The organism is Arthrobacter sp. Y3221114 (genome assembly GCF_059092625.1).
In genome coordinates, this window is the sequence record NZ_JBNHHW010000003.1 from 419,425 (window position 1) to 445,031 (window position 25,607).

Annotated in this window: 19 protein-coding genes and 4 pseudogenes; 9 read left to right on the forward strand and 14 right to left on the reverse strand. The window is 60.9% G+C overall.

Going from position 1 to position 25,607, the window contains the following annotated elements:
- Nucleotides 1-471: 471 nt before the first annotated feature.
- The 10 genes from AC5RV3_RS08830 to AC5RV3_RS08875 form a co-directional block, all read right to left on the reverse strand.
- Nucleotides 472-1,341 carry an SMP-30/gluconolactonase/LRE family protein gene (locus AC5RV3_RS08830; RefSeq protein ID WP_494121795.1) on the reverse strand — a complete coding sequence of 290 codons (870 nt, stop codon included), beginning with the start codon at nt 1,339-1,341 and terminating at the stop codon, nt 472-474.
- Nucleotides 1,342-1,474: 133 nt separating this feature from the next.
- Nucleotides 1,475-2,998 (reverse strand): MFS transporter, encoded by a 1,524-nt coding sequence (locus AC5RV3_RS08835; protein WP_494121796.1) that lies wholly within the window; start codon nt 2,996-2,998, stop codon nt 1,475-1,477.
- A gap of 190 nt (nt 2,999-3,188) precedes the next feature.
- Nucleotides 3,189-4,049, reverse strand: a complete 861-nt coding sequence (locus AC5RV3_RS08840) for an NAD(P)-dependent oxidoreductase (protein WP_494121797.1) — start codon at nt 4,047-4,049, stop codon at nt 3,189-3,191.
- Nucleotides 4,050-5,087: 1,038 nt separating this feature from the next.
- Nucleotides 5,088-5,381, reverse strand: a complete 294-nt coding sequence (locus AC5RV3_RS08845; protein ID WP_494121798.1) for a hypothetical protein — start codon at nt 5,379-5,381, stop codon at nt 5,088-5,090.
- An 80-nt stretch (nt 5,382-5,461) separates the two neighbouring features.
- Complete coding sequence (locus AC5RV3_RS08850; RefSeq protein ID WP_494121799.1) at nt 5,462-5,896, reverse strand: riboflavin kinase; 435 nt, start codon at nt 5,894-5,896, stop codon at nt 5,462-5,464.
- A 42-nt stretch (nt 5,897-5,938) separates the two neighbouring features.
- Entirely contained in the window at nt 5,939-6,427 is a 489-nt protein-coding gene (locus AC5RV3_RS08855) for an NUDIX domain-containing protein (RefSeq protein ID WP_494121800.1), read from the reverse strand.
- A 200-nt stretch (nt 6,428-6,627) separates the two neighbouring features.
- Nucleotides 6,628-7,191 (reverse strand): NADPH-dependent FMN reductase, encoded by a 564-nt coding sequence (locus AC5RV3_RS08860; protein WP_494121801.1) that lies wholly within the window; start codon nt 7,189-7,191, stop codon nt 6,628-6,630.
- 10 nt (nt 7,192-7,201) lie between these two features.
- The gene (locus AC5RV3_RS08865) at nt 7,202-7,759 is read right to left on the reverse strand and encodes a riboflavin kinase (protein ID WP_494121802.1); all 558 of its coding nucleotides are present in this window, start codon (nt 7,757-7,759) and stop codon (nt 7,202-7,204) included.
- A 188-nt stretch (nt 7,760-7,947) separates the two neighbouring features.
- Nucleotides 7,948-8,292 (reverse strand): NUDIX domain-containing protein, encoded by a 345-nt coding sequence (locus tag AC5RV3_RS08870; protein ID WP_494121803.1) that lies wholly within the window; start codon nt 8,290-8,292, stop codon nt 7,948-7,950.
- A gap of 58 nt (nt 8,293-8,350) precedes the next feature.
- Nucleotides 8,351-8,890 (reverse strand): flavin reductase family protein, encoded by a 540-nt coding sequence (locus tag AC5RV3_RS08875; RefSeq protein ID WP_494121804.1) that lies wholly within the window; start codon nt 8,888-8,890, stop codon nt 8,351-8,353.
- Nucleotides 8,891-9,286: 396 nt separating this feature from the next.
- Here AC5RV3_RS08875 and AC5RV3_RS08880 point away from each other — a divergent pair, with 396 nt between their 5' ends.
- The 5 genes and pseudogenes from AC5RV3_RS08880 (at nt 9,287) to AC5RV3_RS08900 (ending at nt 15,624) form a co-directional block, all read left to right on the forward strand.
- On the forward strand, nt 9,287-12,253 hold the full coding sequence (locus AC5RV3_RS08880; protein WP_494121805.1) for an AfsR/SARP family transcriptional regulator: 2,967 nt from the start codon (nt 9,287-9,289) through the stop codon (nt 12,251-12,253).
- Nucleotides 12,254-12,905: 652 nt separating this feature from the next.
- Nucleotides 12,906-14,143 (forward strand): annotated as a pseudogene (istA, locus tag AC5RV3_RS08885) (IS21 family transposase).
- A pseudogene (istB, locus tag AC5RV3_RS08890) lies at nt 14,140-14,929 on the forward strand (IS21-like element helper ATPase IstB). Before istA ends, istB begins: the two co-directional pseudogenes overlap by 4 nt.
- 150 nt (nt 14,930-15,079) lie before the next feature.
- Nucleotides 15,080-15,293, forward strand: a pseudogene (locus AC5RV3_RS08895) (IS3 family transposase); the annotation flags it as partial.
- A gap of 148 nt (nt 15,294-15,441) precedes the next feature.
- Nucleotides 15,442-15,624, forward strand: a complete 183-nt coding sequence (locus AC5RV3_RS08900; RefSeq protein ID WP_494121806.1) for an IS3 family transposase — start codon at nt 15,442-15,444, stop codon at nt 15,622-15,624.
- 487 nt (nt 15,625-16,111) lie between these two features.
- On the opposite strand, the gene AC5RV3_RS08905 is transcribed toward AC5RV3_RS08900, so the two are convergent.
- Both AC5RV3_RS08905 and AC5RV3_RS08910 read right to left on the reverse strand, forming a co-directional pair.
- Entirely contained in the window at nt 16,112-16,972 is an 861-nt protein-coding gene (locus AC5RV3_RS08905) for an NAD(P)-dependent oxidoreductase (RefSeq protein ID WP_494121807.1), read from the reverse strand.
- Nucleotides 16,973-17,650: 678 nt separating this feature from the next.
- The gene (locus tag AC5RV3_RS08910) at nt 17,651-18,463 is read right to left on the reverse strand and encodes an HpcH/HpaI aldolase family protein (protein ID WP_494121808.1); all 813 of its coding nucleotides are present in this window, start codon (nt 18,461-18,463) and stop codon (nt 17,651-17,653) included.
- A 231-nt stretch (nt 18,464-18,694) separates the two neighbouring features.
- On the opposite strand from AC5RV3_RS08910, the gene AC5RV3_RS08915 reads away from it, so the two are divergent.
- The gene (locus AC5RV3_RS08915) at nt 18,695-20,083 is read left to right on the forward strand and encodes an NtaA/DmoA family FMN-dependent monooxygenase (RefSeq protein ID WP_494121809.1); all 1,389 of its coding nucleotides are present in this window, start codon (nt 18,695-18,697) and stop codon (nt 20,081-20,083) included.
- A gap of 67 nt (nt 20,084-20,150) precedes the next feature.
- Here the strand turns inward: AC5RV3_RS08915 and AC5RV3_RS08920 are convergent.
- Nucleotides 20,151-21,206: pseudogene (locus tag AC5RV3_RS08920) on the reverse strand (CocE/NonD family hydrolase); the annotation flags it as partial.
- 405 nt (nt 21,207-21,611) lie between these two features.
- The gene (locus tag AC5RV3_RS08925; RefSeq protein WP_494121810.1) at nt 21,612-22,250 is read right to left on the reverse strand and encodes a TetR/AcrR family transcriptional regulator; all 639 of its coding nucleotides are present in this window, start codon (nt 22,248-22,250) and stop codon (nt 21,612-21,614) included.
- Between the two features lie 176 nt (nt 22,251-22,426).
- Here AC5RV3_RS08925 and AC5RV3_RS08930 point away from each other — a divergent pair, with 176 nt between their 5' ends.
- From AC5RV3_RS08930 to AC5RV3_RS08940, 3 genes are read left to right on the forward strand one after another with little or no spacing between them, the layout of a single operon-like run.
- Entirely contained in the window at nt 22,427-23,923 is a 1,497-nt protein-coding gene (locus AC5RV3_RS08930; protein WP_494121811.1) for an APC family permease, read from the forward strand.
- Nucleotides 23,924-23,940: 17 nt separating this feature from the next.
- On the forward strand, nt 23,941-24,276 hold the full coding sequence (locus tag AC5RV3_RS08935) for a cupin domain-containing protein (protein WP_452034436.1): 336 nt from the start codon (nt 23,941-23,943) through the stop codon (nt 24,274-24,276).
- A 23-nt stretch (nt 24,277-24,299) separates the two neighbouring features.
- On the forward strand, nt 24,300-25,592 hold the full coding sequence (locus AC5RV3_RS08940; protein ID WP_494121812.1) for a flavin monoamine oxidase family protein: 1,293 nt from the start codon (nt 24,300-24,302) through the stop codon (nt 25,590-25,592).
- Nucleotides 25,593-25,607 lie beyond the last annotated feature (15 nt).

A 25,607-nucleotide genomic window follows, 5' to 3' on the forward strand; every position in this document is an offset into this window, starting at 1 on the left:
CGCAAACCTAAATTCCACCGCGTTCCGTCACAGTGAAACATCATGCTGCGAACGATGGCTGATGAGGCTGGCTGTATCCGGGGCGGGCGATGGCGCGCTCCGCCGCGTCCTCTGTTAGTCGATCTCGAATATGGTGCCATTGGGCGGCTCGGGTTTAAGGGGATGGCCCGGGCCGGCTGCGCTTACAGCATGTCCACTCGACCGGGGGCACACGAACCGAACCCCTGGCTGCGGCGGGACGCCCTGCTCAGCCCGCTCCGGGTGCTCCAGGTCACCGGTGCAGCCCAATTACAGCGGAGGGGTTGAGCCGTTCGTGTCTCGGCGAAGTCGTGATAGCGCCAGCAGGCGCTTCACTTGACCCGGACGATCCTAAACGGGGATGCAGGGTTTAACGAAGAACGTCCCCTCCGCGTATTTTTCAACCGCTGAGGGGACGTTCCTACCCGCACGCTGACGAGTTCTGGTGCATGGTCAGCGGGTGGCTAGAGGTTCCGGCAGGCCTACGGTGTCGGTACCCTCAATCATCCAGAGCGCGCCCCCGGTCGGGTCAGACTCGGGGAGGCCGACCCTTTCCGGGTCAAGCGACGTCAGGTACATGGTATCGAACTTCTCGCCTCCGAACTGGATACTCGTATTCCATTTGGTTCCTGTCGAGATGCGTCGGTGGACACTGCCGTCAGGGTTGTAGCACAGCAATTCCCCGTCGCCCATGATGAAGGTCCACCACACCCGACCGTCGGCGTCGACTGTCGCGCCATCGGGCGACCCATTGACTTCAGAGGTATCCGAGAAGACGCGCTTGTTGGATACGGTGCCCGTGGAGGTGTTGTAATCGTAGGCGTAAAGGATGTCCGGACCGGTATCGGCGATATAGAACGTACGGCCGTCCGGGCTCCAGCAGGGGCCATTGCAGTTGGTGAAGCCGCCGTCGAGCTTGGTGACTTTTTCGCCATCGAAGCTGTACAGGCCCGAAACTGGACGGCCGGACTGGTTGTTGGTCGCACCAGCAACAAAGCGTCCTTGTCTGTCGACTTTTGCATCGTTGAGTTGCTCTTCTTCGTGGTCGAACTCAACTTTGGCGATCAGGTCGAAAACTCCCCGGTCCGGATCGAAATCGTAGAACCCGTTGGCAAGCGCCGCGATCAGTTGCCCGTCCGCTGTGCGGCTGATCGCTGACGGCTGCACAGGGGTGGGCCAACTGGTGAATGAAGCGTCATCAGGGTTGTAGCGCCAGATCGCGGACCCACGAATGTCGACGAAGTAAAGTACTCCAGCAGTCGGATCCCAATAGGGGCCTTCCCCCAGTATCGCTTTCACGTCGCCGAGACGTTGTATATCCAATTTTTCCTCCTTGAATAGTCTGAACTAATCGGTTGTCGACGGCCCGCTGCCCGCTAGATATTGGGCACAGCCCAGATGCTTGAATCTCTGAAGAATTCGGCACAAGACCGCGGCCAGCTTGTTTCTCGGACGCTCAGCCGGAAACCGCCGCCGTAATGGTGTGCTTGTCGCTGGCGGTTGCCGCGTGCTTGTCGATAAATCTCCCAGGTACAAGGAAGAGCCACATGGCGGCAAACCCCAAGACCACCACGCCTGTACCGATGAACCCGCCGGTGAATACGCTCTCGGGAAGGATCCCCTGCGCGTTTGGTACGAAGGATGCAAGGGCCACGGCGACCCCCACTGACATCACGATGTTTCCGCCCGCGTACTGAAGACCCATGGTTACCGAGATATTGTCTTGTCTACCCGATGCGGTCGTCATGGAATGGCCCGTCATCAGCATAATCATCGCGCCGCAAGCATAGATAAAGAACCAGATGCAGATGAGCAGAAAGGTGTCTGCAGCGGCAGCCAAACCGAAGAACCCAAGCGCACTGAGTCCGCCGGCCGTCACAAGCATAACTCTGGGCCCGAATCTAGCGATGAGCGGAACGAGGATGAACTGCAGAACCAACGAAATGGGAATAAGCGCGAGCATTGGAACGGCCGATTCGAGCAAGGAAAGTCCAAACCCATAGCCTGTTTCGCTGGGTGTCTGCAGGAGTGCGGGAAGGAAGACGAACATCAAAGTCGGAGCCAGCATCCCACCGGACCAAACAGCTGTGTAGCCCGACAGCATTTGACGTATATCATCTCGTCGAAAGGCCATAAGGCGGTAGGGGGTCTTGACCTGCTGCACTATCCAGGCCGCGAGAACCACTACACCAACGACGGCGAAAATGAGCACGTTGGGCGAGCCCCATCCGTCGGTCGGCCCGTAGCTGAGTGCGAGCAGCAGGAAGGTCAGCCAAACCCCCAGCCCGAGTCCGCCGACGACGTCCAACGGGACGCGGACACGTTCAGTCGCCGAAGACTTGGGCGTGGCCATCAACAAGACCAGGGCCGCAACGAGGAAGGCTGCGGTAAGCCAGAAGAGTGTCTGCCACGGGACGCCGACGCTCACGAACAGGCCGCCCAGCATCAGCGACAGAGGTATTCCGACAGCGGCCGCTGTACCCAAGCCAAAGGACATCACTTGATTTTGACGCGCGTTTGCATGTGGCCTGACGAGCCCCCACATGAGAGGAACCGCAGGGGCTACCAGCCCCATCAGGCACCTTCCGATAACCAGGAATTCCAGATTGGTGGCGACTGCGCTGAGCACTGATCCTGTCGTCGCAGCTACAAGGATCGGATAGAGCACCCGCTTGGGGCCGACGGAGTCTCCAAGTCTGGAGAGAAGGCCGGAAAATGATGCGCCGACCAGGGTGTAGCCCGTGATGATCCACCCGACTTGCCCCGCCGTGAGGTTCATTTCCTGACCAATTATCGTTATGAGAGGGCTGAGCGCAACGCCCTGCACATCAGTCGCCATGATGACGCAAAACACCATGGTGAGCATGACTGCGAGCGTTCGGTTTAGTTTGGCCATGACATGTGTTGTTTGTCCCAAGGATTCCGCCTGTACGGACGACCCGACCTGCGGAACGTCCTTGTTCTCATCGGTACCACTCATAGTTGGCTTCTTTCGTTATAGATGCTTGCGCGACGAAAGTGCGCGCCTCACATCGTTGATCGTCGGGAAATCGCAGCGGTTTCGCAGGTAGCTGCCTTCATAGGCGGCTAGTGCGCATTGCGGCGAGGGGTAGAGAGGCCGACCGACCGGCTCGGTCCCGCCCGCTATCAGCCAGCGGCTGCACCATAGTTCAGTCGGCAGAAGCCGGCGGTTCCTGGCCCGTCAGGAACGAATAGCGTGATTCCTCGATTCGCTTGGTGTATTCCCGGGCTGCCTCAGTCATCAGCATGTCTACGCCAATATCTTCGGCCGTCTCAAGAATCACTTCCGACTGCTTGCTTGACATACTGAGCGTGAATCCAGAGCTGAGCTGTTCGTCGAAATACTCCCAGTTCTCCAGTACCCACGAGTTGCCGCTGCTGATCCGAATTGCCTTAGCTAGGTTCTCTTCGGACACGCCGAAGGCTCGCCCAAATTCCATCGACTCGCTCGTAGCCAGACTCGTCACCCTCATCACCGCGTTGTTGGCGAGTTTGGCTACTTCTCCTCCCCCGAGAGCGTCAAGGTAGAGCGGACGGCCAATCGACTCGAGGATGTACCTCTCATCTCCCACCTTTTCAACCGTGGCTCCGGTAAGAACAGCCAGCGTACCGTTGCGGCGATCTTCGTGGCTGCCACTGACAGGAGCGTCGTAAAGCTTCACACCCTTGGCTGCCGCTTTCTCCGCCATGTCACCAACCCAAGCGGGAGGTACGGATGACTGGATGATGACAGTCTGACCCGCGCGGAGGAACTCGGAGAGTTCGTCAACCACTCGGACGACCTGCTTCTCCGGATCAACGCAGACTATGATGACGTCAACCGCTGCTGCGAGTTCCCTCAAGGAACTTGCACTCTGTGCTCCCTTTGCCACGACAGCCGCGACTGCCTCGGGCTTCAGGTCGAATACCACCAGGTTGACGCCGACCTCGGCCAGCCGAGTTGCGATCCCGCCCCCCATATTCCCGAGTCCGATGTACCCGACCACACCCTTGTAATTGGTTTCGCCCATGCCTCCGCTACTCCTTTCGCTTATACTTCCGTGCTTTCGCACTGTGTTTCATTGACCGTGATTCATGCTGCGACGTCGCCAATCGCTTCCGGAAATAAACTCCTAATGCCCTCTCGCACATCTGAGCCAGCAATGCTTCGAGCGGCCGGGCCTTCGAGTTCATTTCTAAGTGGTGAGAATCACATGCCGCCGTGAATCGGCCGTGATCGTCAAACGTCAGCCCCTCGACCCGAAGTGCGGCGTCCTCGGATGCCCTTTCAGAAGCCCAACATCAGGACTGCTCGATGACAGAACAGAACAAAGCAAGTGACGGTGGGACTCCAGTAGACCGATCAATCAGGCGGTGCCATTAGGCGGTGACCTGCAGCTTTAAGCAGGGAGGCCAGTGCTCGAAGCCGTGATGGACCGCTGCGAATCCCAGTGCTCGGTCGACCTCATGGGTGCCATTGGTCTTGGCCGATGTGACTGCCTTGGCCACCTTTGGTTGATCTTCTGTGTTGCGGCCGTGGCAGTCGTGAGCCGCGAGTTCCTGGGACCGGCACCGATGGCCAGGAATTCAGCCACTGCAGCCGAGGGCCGAACCGGCTTGCTGTCGCCCGGGATTTTCTTTCTCTTATGCTGAGGGGTCATGTTCGAGGCCAAGACCGCGGTGTTGGACCGTGCAGGCTGGCGGCGTTGTACGCGTAGGAGGTACTGGCTTTGGCACCTGCCCGTCCGGGGTTCGACGACAGTATCAGTCGGGCGCATGGTCAAAGAACGTCCCGTCGACTTGGCCAGCAGTTTCAGAATGCCGTGCGTCACCTGCCACGCCAGCAACGGGCTGAGCGCTTAACTCGCGTCGGGAATCCTGAATCAATGATGAACTCCACCAGCTGCGAGACTAGGTCGAATTCAGTCCCGCGGTGATCGAATTGGCAGATCCAGAGGACCCGCCTTGGACGATTCTCTCCTTCCCAAGCTCCCTCGCCCGGTACCACAGACCAAACATATTCACGGTGATCGGCGTTTGGGAACAGGCGTTGGGTGAGGTGAAGACACTTAGGCGTTCCGCCCGGACATGGCCTTGAAGATCTGGTTCGCAGCCATACGGTAGCGGAGGTCGCCGGCCAGTTCCTGGGGCGTGATCCACACCTGATGACCCTGCGATGCTTCAAACATTTGGCGCGGGCCGTTGGCGTCCGCGGTAATCCAAAGTGCCGAGGAGTCGGGCATGGCGTCTTCGACGAAGCCGGTTCTGATGACACGCTCGTTGTGCCGAATTTCCACCAGAACGTTGACCAGCAGGCTCCATTCGACGTGCTTGCGGGGCGCTGCCTGGTTGAGTGCCGGCACCCGCCACCGCTGTGTGGTATTGGATGTAGCTAGGGACCTATTACTCCCTGCGGCGCCCGCGGTTTCCCGGGCTGGATTTCTCACGTCCAAAGTTTCTGGTCGATGTCGGCACAGGAACGCACACGGGCTACGTCATCCCTGATTTGGGCTGTGAGTTCACCGGTTCCACTGAATCGTCGTTGAGGACGGATGTATTTGTGCAGTGTCACTTGAACGATGCGCCCGTAGAGGTCCCCGGTGTACTCCAAAAGGTGGGCTTCCAGCAGCCGGGTCCCTTTGCGGTAGTAGGTCGGGCGGCGCCCTACAGAGACAGCGGCAGGGTACGTTTGGGCGTCCCCTTCCGACCCCAGGCGCACGGTGCCGGCCCAGACACCGTCCCGGATTTCCCCTTCAGGCACAGAGATGTTGGCCGTGGGGTAACCGAGCTGGCGCCCGCGGGCATCACCATGCTCAACTTCGCCCTCTAGTCGGACGACACTGCTTTTTCGGACGTCGGCTTTGGTCATGTCTTTCATTGGCTCACTCACTGATCTTGCAGGTTGGGGTTATGGTTCGGCCTAGGGTTGGCGTGCCGGGAGGGTTGCGGGGCTGTGACCGGTTGCCTCGAGTACGTTGTCCAGCCAGCTGACCCGGTTGGCAAAGCGCTTCGCCTTGTGCGGGGCGGTCCACCGGTAAGAATCGTGTTCCCGGTCGATTTTCAACCGCCGTCTGGAGGTGCGGGCAGTGAACGTGTGCACAAGCCATGGGGTTCCGGACCCGTCAGGGACCACCAGGTCCGGTCCCTGACGCAGGTCCAGGAGGTCTTTGGCCTGCAGGCCCGTTTCTTCAAACAGCTCTTCAAAAGCCTGCTGTTCAGGCGTTGCCCCGGCCTCCACAAATCCGGTAACGCAGTGCCAACGACCGCTGTCGTGGCCAAGGCTGCGGCTCCTTCTTAACAGGGCAATCCTGCCCCGCCACTCGATCACCGCAGCGATGACAACGTGATCCGGTGTTATCTCAGCATCCGAGGGAAACCTGACGCTAGGAGATGGATTGGTCGTGCTCATTATCCTGTCCTAATAACTTGGCCCTAGGTCGGGCACTTCTTTCCTTGGCTACCGCTGGCGACAACGGCCAAACCGCCAAAGCTGCCACAACATCCACGTCAAGTCAGCGCACGCGGTTCTTCGAAGGAAAAGCGCTCGATAGAGGGGTCAGCGTGCGCATACGAGAGCGTGTCACCCCGAACGGAACAAATCACCTGTTCTTAGCGGTGCCTCACAGCGTTGTCTAGCTGGCCGGCGGGGGACGCGAAGGCGGTCACAGCGCCGGCAACGTTCGCGACGCGCCTGAGGTTGGCCGCGTACTCGGAAGCTGCAGTCTCCACAGCGTCGTCGAGCTGATCTAGCTGGCTGAGTGCCAGATAAAACCCGCGACCTGGAACGGTCGCGCCCAACTCCGCAAGAAGCGGGGACAAGGTGAATGTAGGGCCCATCGCGTGAGCAAAGTCGGCGCCGGTTTGGACTGGGATCGCGGTGACTCCCGCCAGTGCGTTCGCCGGGTAACGGTCCAAGAAGGCCTTCAGGAGCCCTGTATAGGTGGCCTTATAAGTCGGGGATGCGAAGATCACAAGATCGCTCTCGGCGACGGTCGCACCCAGCGTGGCCATCGTTTCCGACGGCCAAGTGAAAATCTCGCTGGCGTGATCGGCAAGATCTATGACATCGACCGTGAATGAGCCGGGATTTAGGAGCTTCTGGACGAGCACCTCCGCGACCATCCGCGTGCGAGAAGCGGGCTTGGGGTTTCCAACGACGATTGTCACCTTCATAATTAGACTCCTAGTTGGCGGGTAGTAATGGGTGAGGCCAGGGGCCGACGGCTCCCTGGTGCACCGCCGATCTCCCGCCTTGATCGTGCAACCCAGATTCCTCCCCGGCGCCGGCTGTCCAGGAGCGCACGCATGCCACGTCATGGCGGATCTGGGCTGCGAGTGCCTCGGTTTCGCGGAATCGTCGCTGGGGGCGCAGGTGAGCGTCCAGGCTCACCACAACGGTGTGATCGTACAGGTCCCCGTGGTAGTCCAAAAGGTGGGCTTCCAACACCCGGGTTCCTTTGCAGTAATACGTCGGGCGGCTCCCGACCGAGACAGCTGCGGCATAGGTCCTGCCCTGCCCTCTCGGCCCGAGACGGACCATTCCCGCCCAGACACCATCGCGGATCTCGCACTCCCGCACGGTGCTGTTAGCTGTGGGGTAACCCAGCTTGCACCCGTGGACATCGCCATGCTCAACGCTGCCCTCAGCCAGGAAGGCGCCGCTGGTTGGAGCGAGGCCACCTGCGGCCGGAGCCAACCACCCGGTGCTGAAAGGGAGGCTGGCTTGGGTCGAATCGTTCATTTCTTACTCAATTCATCTGGCTCGTGGTTCAGTTGCCGGAAGGGTAGCCGGGCAGTGGCCGGTTGCGTCGAGCACTCTGCTTAACCAAGTGACCCGGTTGGTAAAGCGCTGGGCCTTGTTCGGGGCGGCCCACCGGTAGCAGTCGTGTTCCCAGTTGAGGCGCAGCCGCCGGCGGGATGTCAGAGTAGTCAACGGGATGTCAGAGCAGTGGAAGTGTGGACGAGCCAGGGAGTTCCCGCGCTGTCGGCGACTACCACGTCCGATCCTTGCCGGAGGTCCAAGAGGTCTTTAGCCTGCAGCCCAGTTTCTTCAAACAGTTCTTCGAAATCCTGCTGTTCAGGCGTAACCCCGGACTCGACGAATCCGGTGATGCAGTGCCACAGGCCGCTGTCGTGGCCAAGGCTGCGGCTCCGTTTGAACAGGGCAATCCTGCCCCGCCACTCGATGACGGCGGCAATGACGGTGTGTCCAGCGGGAATGTCCGCGACGCCGGGACAAGGCCCGAGAGCAGGAAATGCATCGCTTGTACTCATTTTTCTGTCCTGACAAAGCCTTGAGTTGTGGGGACCTCTTGGCTGTAACCCATCCCTGTTATTTGGCGACCACTGGCTGCGCAGGGGCGAGCTCGCGGAACTTCGCGCCGTGCCAGATGAGCGGCTCGTTTTCGCCGACGCCGAGCTTCTCCACCTCCAGCAAAGCCATCCAGTGATCCCCTGCCTCGGAAACCTCGTGCACCGAGCATTCGAGCCACAGCGCCGCGTCTTCGATGAACACGGCGCCCTCGTCGCCGACCTCGACCGCGACTTGCTCGAACCGCGCGGCGCGGTCCTTGCCTGCAAGCTTGCGGGTCAGGCCGCTCTGGCCCTTGCCAAAAATTGATACGCCGAGCGAGCCGGCATCCTTAATTAGCTCCCAAGTCTCGGACGACTTCTGCACCGCGACCGCGACAAGGCATGGTTCCAGCGACACTCCGACCATGAACGATGATGCGACGAGCGCGTGCTTCTCATTGTCGATTTCGATCGCCAGCACGGCCACGCCGGAGGGGAACTGCGCGAACGTGTTGCGCACGGTCATCGGGTCGTCGCCGAACGCGCTTACTTTGGGCCGGGTCAGGAGTTCCTGCGTCATGTCTCTTCCTTTCGCGGGGCTTAGTGCTCGGACACCGCTGTCGCCCCGTCGCTTGCCCGGCCACGCACGGTGACCGGGTGGGGGGATTACGCGTGCCGGGTGGAACGCTGGAATGATCTTCTTCCGGACACGTGATTGGATCGTGAGCGTCCTATCGGACGCTCTTTCGCCCCTGGTAGCACTTGCACCGCCCCCTCGCCTCACCGGCCCGCAATCATTCCAAGGGATATTCTGCACTCAGTCCGTCCAGAGACGGTGCGGCCGGGATCCACGAAGGAAAGGTGCCGCCTTTCCTGCGGTGATCTGGATCACGCTAAAATCACACCTGGTGGAGAGCATAGGAGAGGTCCCACCCCAGGAAGGGCCGAGGCTCAAGTCGAGGATGACAGGAGGAACATGGCGATCATTCGGGCAAAAGTGCAGCCACCTGATCTTCCAAAGGAGGTGGTCGCACGAGAGCGCGTTGACCGCCTTCTGCAGGACTCGATTGACGAGCATCGTCTAACGTTAGTGCTGGCGTCGGCGGGGTCGGGCAAGACGGTGGCTGTCGTGGCCGCAACGACAGGGTTGGGGCGCCCGGTCATCTGGCTCAGTCTCGATCGGTCGGATTCTGCTCCCGGGAGGCTTTTGACATATTTGGAGGCCGCAATCAGCCGGGTTACGGGCGGCGCCTCTGTTGTTGCGGATGCACTTCTCGCACAGATTCCCGCGCCGGAGGCTGCCGGTCTACTCGCGGAGGCGCTACCGCCGGACGCGGTCGTCGTGGTCGATAATGCGGAGCGGCTTGAGGCTGGGCCGGAGGCTTGGTCTGTGCTCGATTCGGTGATCCGCTATGCGCATCCCTCCGTAGCGTTCGTTGTCATCGGACGGCGAGCGATGCCCTCGAATGCGTTGGAACAGCCGCTCTCCCACAGTATCGGGCACGTGGGGGCCGAACAGTTGGCTGTTACGGTGGATGAGGCAGCGGAAATCCTCCGCCGACTCGATCAGCCGACAGACAGGGTTGCCGAAAGGGTACGTTTCGTCGACGGGTGGATGGCAGGTGTTATCTTCGGCGGCGACCCGGCGGAAGGTGTGGATGCCAATCGTCTCCACAGCCTGTTGATCGGGAAGATAATGGCTGAACTTCCAAAGGACGTCCGGGATTTCCTCATTAGGACGGCGATCCTGCCTGAGATCAACTTCGAGCGGGCCGCGCGAGTCATGGGTCATGACGCGGCCTCGGCGATGGAGGCCCTGCGCGAGCTTCACCTTCCCATCTCCTGGGCCCGGGATGGTGCCTCATTCCGGCTCCATCCGCGGCTTCGAGAATATGCGCTCACTCAGTTCGCTCTTCTTCCGCTGGCTGAGCAACGAGCGGCCCACCAGAGCCACGGTGACCTCCTCGTCTCCGAGAACGATCTCGAACCGGCCGTCCGGGAATACCTGCAGGCGGGGAACGCGGCTGCCGCGCGCGCTGCCGCCGAAGAATGCATCCTCACCGTGCTGGAGCGGGGCGACCTAGATCTCGCCCAGGATTGGCTCCATTCGTTCGGCCAGACAGAAAATCCTGCCCACCCGACGGCCTTCTCGGTTGCGCGGCTATTCATCGCATTTGTGCGCGAAGAACATGGCGACGCGATCCGGCTCGCGGACGCGATCCTCAATGCAGGCGCTCTCACAGCATTCGTGCGCCTGTCCGAACGTGCCGCAGAACTGCTCGCTTGGACGTACTCCGTAAGCAGGCAGCACGACAAATTTGATCAAGTCATACTCGCTTCGCCGGTCACGCCCGGGATTCAAGCGGTGCTCTACGGCGAGTCCCTGGGAGGACCGGGAAAGCCTGCAGCCCGGCCCCCTCGAGTCAACGGGCTACTCGATGTGTTGACTTTCGGAGCTGATTTCTATCTGGGTCGCCTCCATCTGTTGCCACCGTCGACAGGTTTTCGCGTAACCGACTTATTGATGCGTCCTTTTCGCATTGCCGCGGAGAGGGTCCGTGGGCGGACACAAGCCGCACTCGATGCTTTCCGGCAATACAACTCGACCATCGGGCAGACGCAGTTGTTGACTGAAATCGGTCCCGAGGTTCTCCTGGACGCGGGTCTGGTCGACGAGGCTCATGAAAATGTACTCCGTGGGCGGGAACTCGCCGAGCAAATGAACGATAGCTTGCACGTGGTTAAGAGCCTCGTCGTCGAGGCAAAAATCTTGCTCAGAGGGATGCACGACCCCACCGCTGCCCGGGAGGTGCTGAAGCGCCTAAATGACTTTCCAACGTATGAGGTTATGGACGAATACGCCGGCTTGTGGTTAGGCGTTGCAATGCTGCTCCAGGGTGATGACCACGAGGCGCGGGATTTACTGCGCTCCGTGGTCAGCAGGATGCACCGAAACGAGCATTTGCTCGAACTCGGGCCCGCCGCCATCTACTTGTCGGAGGCCGCGTGGAGATGCGGTGATCCCGACGCAGCAGATGAGGCCGCCGACTTCGCATTCATTATCGCTCAAAAAATCGGCACCAATCACCCCATGATGCAGGCCCTTGCCGACTTCCCTGGAGTGATCACACGCCGGTTGGACGCCGATAAGGCCGTCGACACAGAATGGCACTTCCTGACACGCCCCCTGTCGCTTCAATCCACCTACCGAGTGATCAATTCTCCTCAACCGCAGGTACACTTCCACGATATCGGCACTCCCTCGATCGAACTATTCGGCGAACGAACGCAGCCTCGCCTCACGAAGACCTTTGAGGTTCTCGCGTATCTGCTCGCTCAGCCGCGTCGAACAACGACGCGGGCGCAGTTGCTGTCAGCCCTATTCGAGAATGACGATGCGACCACACGAACGTACCTCCGTCAGACGCTAAGATGGCTGAGGTCGGTACTTCCTGAGGACGGCCTCGTCACACACGAGGATCGGGTGGGAATCGCAGACACCGTTTTCATCGCCACTGACTCCTGGCGGTTCGAGCAATTGGTCATCGAGTCAACGCGACTTAGAGGCAATGACCAAATAGAGGCCTTATCTTACGCCATTGACCTCTTTGAGGGACGGGTGTACCTACAGGGTGCCGAGTCAGAATGGGTGCTTCAGCGGCGCGCTCATTTTGAGGCAATGACATCCGATTTACTGCTCACGCTGAGTCAGCACCTTCTCGCCGCAAATCGGCTCCTTGACGCGGACCGCCTCGTGCGGCGTGCCCTTGCAGAGGATCCGCTTCGCGAATCGGGTTGGCGTTTACGGATGCGCATCGCTCACGAGTTTCACGATCATGACGGTCTCATCGAGGCTCTCAGAATGTGCACGAAAGCGCTGGCGGAGATCGGGGTACGGCCATCTGCCGCAACCCGCAAACTTTTTGACTCGCTTGCAGTTTGACACCACAGCACGCCCGGCGGGGATAGCTACCTGTTGGCTCTTGTTCCTAGTCCGTTTAGTTGCAGGGAAAGTGCAGTCAGCAGTGAAACCCGCTAAGCACCCGCCTTCCAATATGGTGATCCGGATGTCAGCGAGCATCTAGGGGCCGGCACCAAGAGGCACGCGCCGTCCCTCCGTTCAGGAGGGGCGGAATCCATTAAGGGTCGGTCTGAAGCTTTGGCGCGTGGATCGCCGCTGTATCGAGAAGACCAAGCCGTGCTTTCTGGCGTACCAGAGGCCAGTTTCATCGAGCGGATGGATGCCCTTCGGTGTAGCTGGCGTCTTCTGCCACGCAAGTTCCCTTTTGTGGGTTCGCTTGGATTGCGTCACCACCGTGTGATGAGTCGGGATGAACCGTACTGGGTCTGGAAGGGACTCTTTCCTCACCGGAGAATGAATCATGACCAGCGGAATAAAGTACGAGCAGGAATTTAAGGACCGTGCAGTGCGCTTGTATATGGAGCGGCGCGCGCGGAGCACCAGGAGGAGTCCAAGGCGGCCACGATCAGGCACGTGGCCAAGAAAGTCGGGATTCCGGATTGTCGATGACGGTCGAAAAGTGAGCCATTGTGACGGTTGAGAACTGAGCCACCTGTTCCAAACGATTGAATGGGTGATCACAGTGGAGGATTGGGCGCTGATTCGGCGGTTGCATCTGGCCGAGGGCCAGTCGATGAGACCGATAGCCGTCGGTTGGAAATTTCCAAAAACACGGTCGCGAAGGCGGTGAAGGCAGAGGTGCCCGCCAAAGTATCAGCGGGCGGCGCAGGAGACCTCAGCCATCCGCTCCGTGGAGCCGAGGATACGGGATCTGCTGAAAGAGAATCCGCGGATGCCGGCAACGGTAATCGCCGAACGGGTCGGCTGGTCCGGGTCCCCGGCATGGTTTAGGGAAAACGTGGACAGGATCCGGCCGGAGTACGCGCCGGCGGACCCGGCCGACAGAACCAGCCAGCTATGCAGCCGCGGACCATATCCAGTGCGATCTGGTCTTTCCGGAAACCAGGATTCCGTGCGGTGCCGGCAGCGCGCGGGTGTTCCCGGTGCTGGTCATGGTGTGCTCGCATTCGCGGTTCATCATGGCCAGAATGATTCCCAGCCGCATGACCGGGGACCTGCTGGCCGGCATGTGGGAGCTGCTGAACGGTCTGGGTGCGGTGCCGCGGCGGTTGGTCTGGGACAACGAAACGGGTATCGGCGCGCAACTCGGTACGCGGCCGGGGTCGCCGCGTTCGCCGGCGTCATGGCCACCAGAATCGTGCAGCTCAAACCTAACGACCCGGAAAGCAAGGGCATCGTGGAGCGTGCCAACGGCTATCTGGAAACCTCCTTCCTGCCCGGGCGGACGTTCATTTCGCCGCAGGATATCAACGCCCCGCTCGGCACGTGGCTGGCCAGGGCCAACAGGCGGCTGGTCCGTGCCACTGGTTGCCGTCCGGCGGACCTGGTCGTCGCGGACCGCGCCGCGATGCTGGCGCTGCCGCCGATGCCGCCGGTAACAGGGTTCATCTCGCGGGTGAGGCTGCCGCGGGACTACTACGTGCGGTGGCCTCCAACGACTATTCCGTGGACCCGCGGGCGATCGGACGGTTCGTTGAGGTCAGCGCGGACCTGGAAACCGTGCGGATCAGTTTCGACGGCCGGGACGCAGGCACCCACCACAGGTCCTGGGACCGGGGCCAGACCATCACCGATCCTGCCCACCTGGCAGCGGCGAAGACGCTGCGGACCGCGTTCCAGAACCCGCCACCGCTGCCCGCGGAAGCCGACGGGTTGGGCACCCTGCGGGACCTGGCGGACTATGATCGGGCGTTCGGGGTTGCCTTCGAGCAGAGGCAGGTCCTCTCATGACCGGCGCCCGGGAAACCGCAGGAGACATCGAATACTACGCGCGGGCGATGAAAGCACTACGGATCAGGGAGTCCGCCCTCCGGCTGGCCGAACAGGCCAAGGACGCCGGCTGGACCCATGAGGAATATCTCGCCGCCGTCCTCTCCCGGGAAGTCGCCGCACGCGAAGCCTCCGGCGCCGAGACCCGTGCCCGGGCCGCCGGGTTCCCGGCACGGAAATCGCTGGAGGACTTCAACTTCGACCACCAGCCCGCCCTGAAGCGGGAAACGCTCGCCCGCCTGGCCACCGGCGCTTTCCTGACCGAAGCCTCCAACATCGTGCTGCTGGGCCCGCCCGGAACCGGCAAAAACCCACCTGGCGACCGCGCTCGGGCTGCGCGCCACCCAGCTGGGCCACCGAGTGCTGTTCGCCACGGCCACCGGCTGGGTAACCAGACTGCAGGCAGCGCACCACGCCGGACGCCTGCCGGCCGAACTCGTACGACTCCGGCGCTACGGGCTGATCATCATTGATGAAGTGGGCTATATCCCGTTTGAGCAGGACGCGGCCAACCTCTTCTTCCAGCTGGTGTCCTCACGCTACGAACACGTGTCCCTGATCCTGACATCAAATTTAAGCTTCGCGCGCTGGGGCGATGTGTTCGGGGACCAGGTCGTCGAGTCCGCGATGATCGACCGCATCGTTCACCATACCGAGGTCCTCACGCTCAAAGGCTCCAGCTACCGGCTGAAGAACCATCAAATCGAATCGCTGCCCTCGACAAGACCCGAAAATACGGCAGAATAACTCCCGTCAACCTGGCTCAGATTTCGCCCCGCGAAACGGCTCACTTTTCGACCGGCGCTGACACCGGATGACGCATTGCGGACCTGGTCGCGGAAGGCGGAGGTCGACTCGGGAGACCATCCCGGGGTGACCAGCGATATGGCCGCTGACCTGCGTCGGCTGCGGCGAGAGAACGCGGAGCTGAAGCGGGCCAACGAAATCTGAAAACCGCGTCGGCTTTTTCCCAGCGAGCTCGGCCGCCCACGGCAGTAATCGTTGAATACATCGACGCCATAAGCACCGCTTCGGGGTCGAGCCGATCTGCCGTTTGCTGACCGAAAACGCCGGCATCAAGATTGCTCCGTGCACCTATTGCGCGCACAAGTCCCCCGTCCGCCTTCGGTTCACCCGGCGCCGGCCAGACTCAGTTCACCACCTGGGTCAAGACTCCGGCGTGGGCTCGCAGGCCAGACTCAACCAGACGTCGCAACACCCCGATATTGGGGGTGTCGATCGGAAGACCTGCAGGGTGGATGACGGGCCTGACAGGGCGGTCACCGATTAAGCGTTCGCGGGCATCGCGGCAGGCAGTGGAGACCGCGACCGCGAAATGGGTGCACTGGTTCAACCATCAGCGCCTGTACACATCCATCGGCTACCAGAGCCCGATAGAGTACGAACACCATTTTTCACCAGAAGCATCCGGTAACCCCTGAGTGTGTAAACCCAGAGTCTTTACGGAAGCCAGCGGGATTCACAAATAAACCGGCGGCCCGGCCAAGTGTTAGGGCCTTTCACGGTCTGCGGCCTACGGCGAGTTTTGGTTCGCGTCCATAGAGGCGCAGGGTGGCTGTAATTTTGGTTTTGCCGACCAAGCAGTGGACGCTGAGGACCACATCGCGCGGGCTTGCCCTGACGTGGGCTGCGTGGCTGCTGCGCTCTGGTGATGTCTCTTCGGCGTAGTCGGTCTCCGGATCCAGTGCAGCCGGCTCTCAATTCCTTGGCCGCAGCAGCCCTGCCAGGCGCCGGAGACTTCTTGCCATCTACTGCGGGCACGCAGACCTGTTCCAGCCATTGGCCCTGCCACCACCGTCCGAGGGCTGACCCACCGGTTTATCACCACGTCAAAGGCCGCGGGATTGATGCGAGGCCGGCCAATCATTCGCGATTTAAGCAACGATTGGCCAGCCGCTGCATCAATAATCAGGTAATAGAAGCCGGTGGTTCATGGTTCGTCAGGTAAGCATAGCGCGACTCATCGATTTCCTTGCCGAAATCACACGCGGCCTGCATCATCAGCATTTCCATGCCGGCTTCCCTGCCGGTCTTAAGAATCTCTTCGGCCTGCTCTAGCGACATTCGGAGGGTGATGCCTGAACTGAGCTGCTCGTCGAAATATTCCCAGTTGTCCACCACCCAGGATCCGCCGCTGCTGATCTGAATGGCCTTCGCCAACTCTTCTTCCGGCACACCAAAGGCTCGTCCAAACGCAAACGACTCAGTAGCGGCTAGACGCGTCGCGATCATAATCGCGTTATTGGCAAGTTTTGCTGCTTCCCCGCCCCCGAGAGCACCGAGGTATAGCGGACGACCGATCGACTCGAGAAGATCGCGCTCGTTGCCCACCTCTTCAACGGTCGCTCCCGTGAGAACTGCTAGCGTTCCGTTGCGTCGGTCCTCGAGGCTACCGCTCACCGGCGCGTCGTACAACTTCACCCCCTTCGGCGCCATTACCGCGGCCATCTCACCAACCCAGGCTGGAGGCACCGATGACTGAATGATGACTGTCTGACCCGAACGCAGGAACTCAGACAATTCGTCCACTACTCGGGTGACTTGCTTCACGGGATCGACGCAGACAATGATGACGTCAACTGCGGCTGCAAGTTCCCTCAAGGAACTTGCGCTTCGCGCTCCCTTTGCCGTGACAGCAGCGACTGCCTCGGGCTTCAGGTCGAATACCACCAGGTTGACGCCGACTTCGGCCAAGTGAGTTGCGATCCCGCCCCCCATATTCCCGAGTCCGATGTACCCGACCACACCCTTGTACTTGGTTTCGCTCATGCGTCCACTACCTCACTTCCTTGCAAGTTGCGCTCTCGCGCCACGTATTTTCATCCGTACAAAAATCAGCGACTGCCTAAGATAAGAATTCACAGTCACGCATATGATCCTCAGGATCCGATTCCTTGCGGATTTACCCCCTTTCGCATGTAGCCTCGTTGTATAAAAACCGCTGGCCGTGAATGCTCCGTGATCATCAAACGGCCCGAAACGGCTTACGAACGGCTCTGGTAACTGCGCACACAGCAAACGCTGGGCCAGACGATGACGTGACGAGTCGTGGGTCATGGTTCCCCTTGCAGGAACCCGTGCGTGGGCAGGGTGCGTAGACCATGGTTGGGGGAGGTCCCCGGAAGTCAACCTACGTTCCGTGGTGCGAAGGAGCCAGAGGGACAATCTTTTTCGACGGCTCCAGGCCACGGCAACGGGAAGACCTCATCTCACTCCTTCGCATTCCATTAGGTAACGGGGGCCAGCATCAAGAGGCACGCGTCGTCCCTTCAGGAAGCCAATAAGGGTCGGTCTGAAGCTTTAAAGCGTGGACCGCCGCTGTATCGAGAAGACCAGGCGTGCTTTGCGACCGGCGCCAGTCCATTGAGCGGGTGGATGCCCTTCCGCCCCGGACCGTCCCCGAGAATGTAGTGACGGGGCGGTCTGGGCGGCCCTACTCAAGGGTCATTAGTCCAGGCTTGTATCGCTTCCTCCGGCTACGACAAGTTCCTCACTTGGACGGAAGGGCTTGAGCATAGAGCGGAACTGGGACGAGAGGAGTCCGAAGTCACTTTCCAGGCTGCCGAAATCTCCGCCGTCGAACCCGTACCCAACGGGGGCACCGATCCTCTTGCCAGCAGCATGGACAGTGGCGACAGCTTCGTCCCATATACGTACGAGTTCCTGGGCGGATTCTGGGTTATAGATGCCGCCCGGCAGGTTAAGGTCCTGGGAGAGGTCCGCCAGACCGAAGAAAACATAGTCGACGCCATCAATCGCCACAATTTCCGCGAGGTTATCGACCCCTTCGCGGGTCTCGATGAGGGGGATGAGCAGCACGTTTTCATTGGAGCTCTCACGGTGGGCGAACCACCGGTCACCGCTGGACCAACGGGCACCCTCCGTTGCTGGGCACATTCCACGTCCGCCGGCTTGGTAGCGCGTCGCGGCGAGGGCGGCGGCCGCCTGATTCGCGTTGCCGATCTTGGGCACGATGATCCCGTGGGCCCCGACGTCCAACGATGCCTGGATCTGCGTCGGATCATTGGCCAGCACGCGCACGATGGGGACAACGCCGTTCGCCTCGGCGGCGCGGACATGGTTGGCGGTGGTGATGGTGTCGTTCGGTCCGTGCTCCCGATCGATGACGACGAAGTCTGCCCCAGCGGTTGCCACTGCGGCGGTAACTGCGGGATCGATTGACATTACGAAAGTGCCCACAGGCATCCGGTTTTCGGCGATGATCCCAGCAAAGCGCTCACGCGCATTCACTCTCTTCATGGTGCTGCTCCTCTGCTAGATGGACTCGTTGATGGGCGTCCGGCGTCTACGTAGCCGCAAGGCGGGCGCCTCCGCCCTTCCAAGTCTCTGGGCAGGCCGTGAGTAATCCGTGACCGGCATAACAGGGGCTGCGGATCACGCTCGGCTCACGTGGAGCTGAAAGGTTCTGGTCCAGCCAGCCCTTTGTTGGACCTGGAACCAATTACTGCTACAGACTGGAGACGAATCCTCATGACCGAGAACAAGCCTGGCCGCCTTCGATTCACTTACTTCACCAGCTTCGCCCCCGCGGGCCCTCCCACCTCAAATTGGCATCACCCGCAGGCCCGTGACTTTGACTACCTGAACGTCAATCACTGGATTAAGCTTGCTCAGGCTCTGGAAGCCGCGAAATTCGACGGCTTCTTCTGGGCCGATCACAGCAGCGTTCATGACGTATACCGGGGGTCATATGCAACTACCGTGCGCGAAGCGATGCAGTTCCCGCTGGGTGACCCGGTGCTCCTCGCGGCTGCCCTTGCTGCTTCCACGTCGGACTTGGGATTTGCGTTCAGCGCGAACGTCATGCAAGACCACCCCTATGCCTTCGCTCGGCGCCTAAGCACCCTTGACCATCTCACCCGCGGTCGAATCGGCTGGAATATCGTGACCTCATTCCAACCGTCAGCCTGGCGCAACTTCAGCCACTCGGAGATGCCCGACCATGCCACTCGTTATAGGCAAGCTGAAGAGTACGTTCAGGTGCTTTACAAGCTTCTGGAAGGGTCCTGGGAGGACGACGCCGTAGTACGCGACTTGGAGCGGAAGGTCTTCGCCGAACCCGAGAAAGTACATCCGATCGAACACGAGGGAGAGTTTTACAAGGTGCCTGGCATCCACACCAATGAGCCCTCACCACAACGCCTCCCATTGCTCTTCCAGGCAGGATCATCGTCGGATGGCCGGGAGTTCGCAGCCAGGAATGCGGAGGCGATGTACATTCCTGCCCACAATCCCCAGGGGGCAAAAGCGACCATCGACGACATGCGCAGCCGTTACGTGGCAAACGGCCGCCGAGGATCCGACGGCCTCTACTTCGTTCACCAGAACGTGGTCGTTGGATCCACTGAGGAAGAGGCGAAGCGGAAGCTTGCAGATGCGATGGAACGGCGCGGTCCAGAATTCAATTTGGCGTACACCAGTTCAACGATGGGCACCGACCTCTCGCTCATGGATGTGGATACCCCAGTCGGCGATTTCGAGACCGACGCGCTCCAAGGTCAGTTTAAGGTTCTTGCAGAGAACGCACCTGATAAGAATTGGACCTTCCGCGAAATAGTAGGTCAGGTCACTGCACCGACTGCAGGGACACCGGAACAGATCGCGGACACGTTCGAGGAATACCAGGCGGCCGGTGTGGATGGTATCAACATAGCCAACCTGACCGGTTGGGGTGACACTTACGACTTCATCGAGCACGTCGTGCCCGTCCTCCAAGAACGAGGGCTCATGCAGAAGGAATACGCACCGGGAACCCTTCGCGAGAAGTTTTTCGCCGGCACGGAGAGCCCTTCCGGACCGAGGCTTAACGAGCGCCACCCGGCCGCCAACTACCGTCAGCGCAACAAAGTCGTGGCATAAAACTCCTGAGGGAGGTCGCGGCCAGCGGCCTCCCTCGCTTCCCTAGCAGTATTGTCCACGGACGTAGCTACCTCCGGCATGGCTGGGTGACAAGAAAAGACCACCGGGTGAGGTGGAGCTTGTTCCGAAGTTCACACTTCTCGCCGGAGGTTTTATGTCCCGCCCTCGCCAAAGGGCACTCCCGCGCTGGCCAATTTGATCCTTGGGCTTCGACCCACAACCAAAGTTTCGCATATCCGGTGACTTCGGTGTCCTTTTCGAAGGTGTGCTTGAAGACCGCCCGCCCGGCTGCGGCATCGTAAGAGATCGTTTGCGCATGGGCGCCGGGGTCTTCTTCGAGGGCTCCTCGGCCGGCGTCGAGGTAGAAGGGAGTGTATTCGGTGCGGGCGAGGGGCCATTCGTTTTCGGCTTTGTTTTCGCCAACATAGGCTCGGTCGCGAACTTCGATCCTGACCTTCGGCCAGGATGCCACGGTGCTTTCTTCTCCCTTGAGGAAGTGGTCAAAGAACGCCCGTTGGCGGACGAGACTGTCCTGGTCGTAGAAGTTCTGCCACTTATTACGGCCGTGCACTTCCAGCCACTTCTGCTCTGAACAGATGCGGCGGAAACCTTCCAAGGTTCCCCGGGTGTGCAGCCCGTGGTCTGACCAGCTGGCCACGACATAGGTCGGAACTTCGATTGCGGAAAGGTCCGGGGCCTTGGACTGCCAGTACTCGTCATAAAAGGGGTGGTTCATGCTGTTGGTCAGGATGTCTTCGACCTGTCCGTGGGTGTTCGCGATCAGCGGGCCAAGTGCCGCACCGAACTGTGTCTCTGGTATCCGGCCGTGAGTAAGGACTTCCTTGTACAGGTCAGTCCAGCCTTCCCAGGGGTTGATGGCGGCCAGGTGCGAGGGACGACGGGCCGCGACTGCCCACTGGATGACCGCATACCAGGATACGCCGGCCATGCCGACGTTGCCGTTGCTCCAGTCCTGTTCGCCGGCCCATTCGATCAGGTCACAGCACGCATCGGCTTCTTCGGGCCCGCACATGGTCACGTCTCCTTCGGATCCCCAAGCGCCGCGGGCGTCAGCCATGATGACGGCATAGCCGTTGCGGGTCCAGAAGAAGGGGTCCGGGGTTTCGAAGGCCGCGTACTTGGAGAGCTGGTCCGTCCAGGTCCACGTCGTGTCCGGGGGCCAGCCTGCGAAACTGAGGGCGCCGTGCTTGCCAGCGCATCGCGACGAGCCAGAAGGCGAGTTCCCCGAAGCCGACTTTGCCCATCAAATCCTGCACCGGAGACGGTCCAAGACCGTTGACCGTCGACCATCACGTGACTGCAAGAGGTTAGACCGCAAAACGAAATTCCACCACGTTCCGTAGCCGAATAACCTCTTGGAGCGCCGCCGTTCGCAGGTCTGCCCGTACCTGCAGGCGCCAGAATTCGACGTCAACGATGTTGCCCTGCCCCGGCCAGGCAGGCGGGTCTGATTTTCACCAACTCCACCGACTACAACGTGGCGGGTACATGCCAGCGAGTCGCCGCGTCATATAGCTCTCGCCGTTGTACTATCCAACGGGTTGCTCGGGGCCAAATGTGTTTTCTCCAGGACGGAGCTCTGCTGACGAGGCGTCCTTTCCAGCAGCTGCCCTACTCGCAGGATCGCATCATGTATTGAACCGGTATCGGCCACTGTCAGTTGCTGCAGGACCAAGCCGTCGAGGGCTGCGAAAATTGCGCGCGCCAATGGGCCTGTGTCTTGATAGCCGTGTTTCTGCAGTGCCTGTTGCATCGAGGCGACGTAGTTCTCATAGAGCTTGACCGCTGAGGGGCGGAGTTCTGGTTTTCGCCGGGATTCCAAGATCATTTCGTACTGGAACAGCTGCAGCTCTGGTTCTGACTGGACGAGTTCCACCAGGGCGCGAGCGAAATCCTCATTGACTTCCTCGGTGGCCGATAGATCGCTGAGACGGATGGACCGAGCAGAGGCCCATTCCATAGCCGCTTCCAACAGTGCGCTTCGTGAACCGAAGTAGTGGGAGATCAGCGTGTTGTTCACGCCTGCCCGCTCCGCAACGGCGCGGTAGGTCAGGCCCCGCAGCCCTTTTTCAGCCACGACTCCTACGACGGCGGCCAAGAGGGCTTCCCGCCCGTCACCGTATTTGTGCGCTCGTCCACTGGGCATGAAACGAGTCTATCTACACAAGCGGTCCGATCTCCCAAGAGCGCTCGGCCCAGAAAAGAACTTTTCCAAACCTATTGACGTTCGGAACTAAGCAAGTGCATAGTTGTGGGTGGACGTGCCCCACCTCACACTCACTTGTCGATGCGTTCCGGCATTCTTCATTGAAAGGTCCCGTGATGACCAACCCAAACTCACCCGCTGCCGCCGTTCCGGCAGCGGAACCGTCACTTCACAAGACGCTGCGCTGGCAGGATGCTTTTGCTCTGGCTATGGCCGTCTCCGGCGGATTGTTTGTCTCCTTCGGCGCCACGATGGCCGCCATCGGCGCCCTATCCGCCCTGTTCATCTGGTCACTGGCGGCAGGAATCGGCTGGCTTCAAAACAACCTCTTTGCCGAAATGGCGTCCATGTTCCCGAACAAGCCGGGCGGAGTCCCCGTCTATGCACACGAGGCATGGAAGGAACGTTTCGCGCCCGCCGGTGCGCTGGCCACTTTCGGCTACTGGTTCGGCTGGTCCGCGGTCATTTCAGTCGTTAGCTTCACCGCCGGCGCGATCATCCAGGCGCGTTGGTTCCCGGACCAGACCTGGGTGCTGGACCTCGGCATCGCCCAGATCGGACTGAGCCAACTGATCGGTATCGCCCTGATCCTGGCCATCATGGTCCCGAATCTCTTCGGTGCGCAGCCCGCCGCCTGGGTGAACAAGCTCCTCGGTGCGCTGCTGGTCATTCCGCTGCTGATCTTCGTCGTCTCGCCCATCATCAGCGGTAACTGGCACGTCGAGAACCTCACCTGGGGCCTCGGCGGCGAAGGTGCCGACCACTGGGGCGGCTGGCAGGACGCGATTGTCTGGCTGTATCTGGTGGGCTGGACCGCCTACGGCACCGAAATGTGCGCCGCCTTCACCCCGGAATACAAGTCACGCAAGGACGCCAAGCGCGCCCTGTCCGCGTCGGGTGCCTACACCTTCGCCATGTTCGCCTTGGTTCCGCTGGGCGTTGGAGGATTGATCTCCCGCGAAGACGCGGCGGCCGACGTCGGCGGCGTCTTCGTCAACGCCTTCGCCAGCGTGCTGCCCGCAGGCCCGATGGCTGACATCATGCTGATCATCTCTGTCGGCGCGCTGCTCATGGGAGTCAACGCCAGCATGGCCGACGGCTCGCGTGCCCTCTACGGCGCGGCGCTGGACGGGCTGGTTCCCCGGCAGTTCGAGAAGCTCAACAAGCACCAGGTTCCCGCCCGGGCCATCCTTACCGCCGTCGTCATGAACATCCTGCTGATCATCTTCGTCTCCAATCCGATCTCGATCCTGGTCGCGGCGAACCTCGGCTACCTGCTGGCGATCCTGCTGGCCGTCAGCGGCTTCATCATCCTGCGTAAAGACCACCCCCAGATGCCTCGACCATTCCGTGCCGGGCGCACAGCAATGCCACTGGCGATCACCCTGACCATCTACGGTGCCGTCGTTCTGGTCGTCGGCTCGCTGTCCTCCGAACTCACCGGTTACGGCGGACCGCTGGAACTCTCCATCGGCGTCGGCATCCTTTTGCTCTCCCTGGTCCTCTACGCCATCCGCCGCCGCGGGCAGGAAAAGCTGCCGTTGCTCCGCGAACCGCGACGCACCGAGTACCCGGCTGAAGATCCCGTATCCACCCCCGAACCAACCAACTAGCCCCCAAGGAGATCACCATGACATCACCCGTTTTCCACGCCGACCACACCGAAACCCAATATGAGCCGTTCGAGGTCGGCCAGGTCCAGTGGCTGCGCCGCAACGGCGACGGCGGCAACCAGGCCCTCGCGTCCGGCATCTGGCATGTCACGCCCGAAGACGCCCCGGAACCGTTCGACCTGCCGATCGAAGAAGACGAAACCATCTACATCGTCTCCGGCCACCTCCACATCGAAGTCCTCGACGGGGACACCTTCGACCTCAAGGCCGGCAGCATGGCCTCCTTCTCCAAGGGAGCCAAGACCCGATGGACAGTGGTCGAACCCACCGTCGAATTCTTCGTCTACAGCTGACCATTCCCTGAAAGAAGCAACCAATGAGCACTACTACTGACGTCGTCGTCATCGGGGCCGGGTTCGCCGGCCTCACCGCAGCCCGCGAACTCTCGCAACGTGGACATACCGTGAAGATCCTCGAGGCGCGCGACCGGATCGCGGGCCGCACGTGGGTGGAAGAGCGGATGGGCCGCGGCCTTGAACTCGGAGGCACCTGGGTCCACTGGGTCCAGCCCCACGTATGGGCGGAGATGACCCGCTACGGCATCGGCGTGGTCGCCGGCCCGGAGTTCGAGAAAGCCTATTGGTGGGCCGACGGACAGCGGCATGAAGGACCGGCCGAGCGGGTACTGGAGATCATCGACGAACCCAACAAACGCCTGCTGGAACAGACGCGCGAGCTCATCCCGTTGCCGTACCAGCCGCTGAGCAACCCCGCGGTCAAGGGCGTGGACCACGAAAGCCTCTCCGCCCGGATTGACGCGCTGAACCTGGACGAAGAAGCACGCCAACTGCTGCGCACCTTCTGGTCGCTGAACTTCAACGGCAAGATCGGAGACGCCGCCTTCACCCAGGCACTGCGCTGGTGCTCGGCCGCCAGCGGCGACTGGATGCTCATGTTCGAAGCATGCGCCACCTACAAGGTGCAGGGCGGAACGGCCGCCCTGGCCGCCGCGATCCTGGCGGACACGACGGCGGACCTGCACCTCAGCAGCACCGTCAAGTGTGTACAGCAGAACGACGCCGGGGTCACCGTCACCACCGCGGACGGGGCGACCCACGCCGCCAAGGCTGTTATCGTTACGTTGCCGCTGAACGCACTGGATTCGGTTGAGTTCTCGCCCGCGCTCTCGGAAGGCAAGCAGGCCGCTGCCTCACGCGGCCAAGCAGGCCTGGGGGCGAAGGTGTGGATCAAGGTTAGGGGCAAGTGGGACCGGTTTGTCGCTTTTGGCGCAGAAGACTGGCCAATCAACTTCGTCCAGTCCGAATACTTCGACGAGGACAGCACTACTCTGGTCGCCTTCGGACCGGACGGAAACGCAGTCGATGTCGAAGATAGGGACGCCGCGCAGGCTGTGCTGGAGAAACTGGTCCCCGGCATTGAGGTCCTCGAAATCACCGGGCACTCCTGGGTCGGCGACGAGTTCGCCAAATCCACCTGGCCCATGCACTACACGGGATACCTGTCGGAAAGTCTAGAGGAAATGCAGCGCCCCGAAGGGAACGTTTTCCTCGCCGGTTCCGACTACGCCAACGGCTGGGGCGGCTTCATCGACGGCGCCATCGAAAGCGGTCTGTCCACCGCGCGCATCGTCGCCGCCAAGCTCGACTAACACAGGTAACCCACG

Bases quoted from the DNA above. Each gene is read 5' to 3' on its own strand.
- AC5RV3_RS08855 (WP_494121800.1), bottom strand. From the start codon at position 6,427: ATGAGCACGACCAATCCATCTCCTAGCGTCAGGTTTCCCTCGGATGCT.
- AC5RV3_RS08875 (WP_494121804.1), bottom strand. From the start codon at position 8,890: ATGACGCAGGAACTCCTGACCCGGCCCAAAGTAAGCGCGTTCGGCGAC.
- AC5RV3_RS08850 (WP_494121799.1), bottom strand. From the start codon at position 5,896: ATGAAAGACATGACCAAAGCCGACGTCCGAAAAAGCAGTGTCGTCCGA.
- AC5RV3_RS08940 (WP_494121812.1), top strand. From the start codon at position 24,300: ATGAGCACTACTACTGACGTCGTCGTCATCGGGGCCGGGTTCGCCGGC.
- AC5RV3_RS08905 (WP_494121807.1), bottom strand. From the start codon at position 16,972: ATGAGCGAAACCAAGTACAAGGGTGTGGTCGGGTACATCGGACTCGGG.
- AC5RV3_RS08835 (WP_494121796.1), bottom strand. From the start codon at position 2,998: ATGAGTGGTACCGATGAGAACAAGGACGTTCCGCAGGTCGGGTCGTCC.
- AC5RV3_RS08870 (WP_494121803.1), bottom strand. From the start codon at position 8,292: ATGAGTACAAGCGATGCATTTCCTGCTCTCGGGCCTTGTCCCGGCGTC.
- AC5RV3_RS08930 (WP_494121811.1), top strand. From the start codon at position 22,427: ATGACCAACCCAAACTCACCCGCTGCCGCCGTTCCGGCAGCGGAACCG.
- AC5RV3_RS08925 (WP_494121810.1), bottom strand. From the start codon at position 22,250: ATGCCCAGTGGACGAGCGCACAAATACGGTGACGGGCGGGAAGCCCTC.
- AC5RV3_RS08910 (WP_494121808.1), bottom strand. From the start codon at position 18,463: ATGAAGAGAGTGAATGCGCGTGAGCGCTTTGCTGGGATCATCGCCGAA.
- AC5RV3_RS08915 (WP_494121809.1), top strand. From the start codon at position 18,695: ATGACCGAGAACAAGCCTGGCCGCCTTCGATTCACTTACTTCACCAGC.
- AC5RV3_RS08900 (WP_494121806.1), top strand. From the start codon at position 15,442: ATGACGGGCCTGACAGGGCGGTCACCGATTAAGCGTTCGCGGGCATCG.
- AC5RV3_RS08935 (WP_452034436.1), top strand. From the start codon at position 23,941: ATGACATCACCCGTTTTCCACGCCGACCACACCGAAACCCAATATGAG.
- AC5RV3_RS08860 (WP_494121801.1), bottom strand. From the start codon at position 7,191: ATGAAGGTGACAATCGTCGTTGGAAACCCCAAGCCCGCTTCTCGCACG.
- AC5RV3_RS08865 (WP_494121802.1), bottom strand. From the start codon at position 7,759: ATGAACGATTCGACCCAAGCCAGCCTCCCTTTCAGCACCGGGTGGTTG.
- AC5RV3_RS08840 (WP_494121797.1), bottom strand. From the start codon at position 4,049: ATGGGCGAAACCAATTACAAGGGTGTGGTCGGGTACATCGGACTCGGG.
- AC5RV3_RS08880 (WP_494121805.1), top strand. From the start codon at position 9,287: ATGGCGATCATTCGGGCAAAAGTGCAGCCACCTGATCTTCCAAAGGAG.